The organism is Roseateles sp. P5_E11 (assembly GCF_054049355.1).
Genome location: NZ_JBFUMO010000987.1, coordinates 1 through 1,288, shown reverse-complemented (window position 1 = coordinate 1,288; position 1,288 = coordinate 1). Strand labels below are relative to the sequence as shown.

General features: G+C 66.0%; 2 protein-coding genes. Both read left to right on the top strand.

Annotation, left to right across the window (positions count from 1 at the left end; all coding sequences use genetic code 11):
- On the top strand, positions 1-267 hold a 267-nt coding region (locus ACXJKR_RS32745; protein ID WP_457326413.1), incomplete at its 5' end, for a DUF47 domain-containing protein.
- A 90-nt stretch (positions 268-357) separates the two neighbouring features.
- The coding region (locus ACXJKR_RS32740) for an anion permease (protein WP_457326412.1) at positions 358-1,288 on the top strand (931 nt) is incomplete at its 3' end.

The window sequence follows — 1,288 nt, the reverse complement described above, 5'->3', positions numbered from 1 at the left end:
CGCGTGCAGCATGCCGTGACGCTGCTGCCGCACCTCAGCAAACCTGCCACGACCGAAGCAGCCCTCAAGACCTGCGAGGAGATCGACCGCCTGGAGTCCGATGCCGACCGTGTCATGCGCTCGGCGATGTCTCGTCTGTTTCGCGAGCAGGAGGACGTGCGCGAGCTGATCAAGCTCAAGGCGATCTACGAGCAGCTCGAATCCATTTCCGATCGCTGCGAAGACGTCGCCAATCTGATCGAGGGCATCGTCCTCGAGAACTCCTGACCGCCGAGATGAATCGACCCCCACACTCACTTCGTTCGTTGCCCCCCGAGGGGGCGTGTCAGCGCCTTCGGACGGCCGCGCGCCGCTGACATGGCATCCGCTGAGATCGCCTTCTGGGTGGTGGCCCTGCTGGTCGTGCTGGCCCTGCTGTTCGACTTCATGAACGGCTTCCACGACGCGGCCAACTCCATCGCCACCGTCGTCTCCACCGGCGTGCTGAAGCCGCAGCAGGCCGTGCTGTTCGCCGCCTTCTTCAACGTCGTCGCGATCGCCATCTTCCAGCTCAAGGTGGCGGCCACCGTGGGCAAGGGCATCGTCGAGCCGGGCGTGGTGGATCACCATGTCGTCTTTGGTGCGCTGATCGGCGCCATCGCCTGGAACTTCATCACCTGGTGGTGGGGCATCCCGTCCAGTTCCTCGCATGCGCTGATCGGTGGCATTGCCGGCGCCGTCGTCGCCAAGGCGGGGCCGTCGGCCCTTGTCGCTGGCGGCATCTGGAAGACCGTCGCCTTCATCATCGTGTCGCCTTTGCTGGGCTATCTACTGGGTTCACTGATGATGGTCATCGTGGCCTGGGTTTGCCGGCACAAGTCGCCGATACGCATCGACCGCTGGTTCCGGCGGCTGCAGCTCGTGTCGGCTGGCCTGTACAGCCTGGGCCACGGTGGCAACGACGCGCAGAAGACCATCGGCCTGATCTGGATGCTGCTGATCGCCGCCGGCATGGTCAGCGTCGGCGACAAGGCACCGCCCAGCTGGGTCATCGTCGCCTGCTACATCGCCATCGGCATGGGCACGATGTTTGGCGGCTGGCGCATCGTGCAGACGATGGGGCAGCGCATCACCAAGCTCAAACCGGTGGGCGGCTTCTGCGCCGAGACGGGCGGGGCCATCACGCTGTTCCTGGCGACGGCTCTGGGCATCCCGGTGTCGACGACGCACACCATCACCGGCGCCATCGTCGGCGTGGGCTCGGTGCAGCGTCCGTCGGCCGTGCGCTGGGGCGTGGCCGGCAGCATCG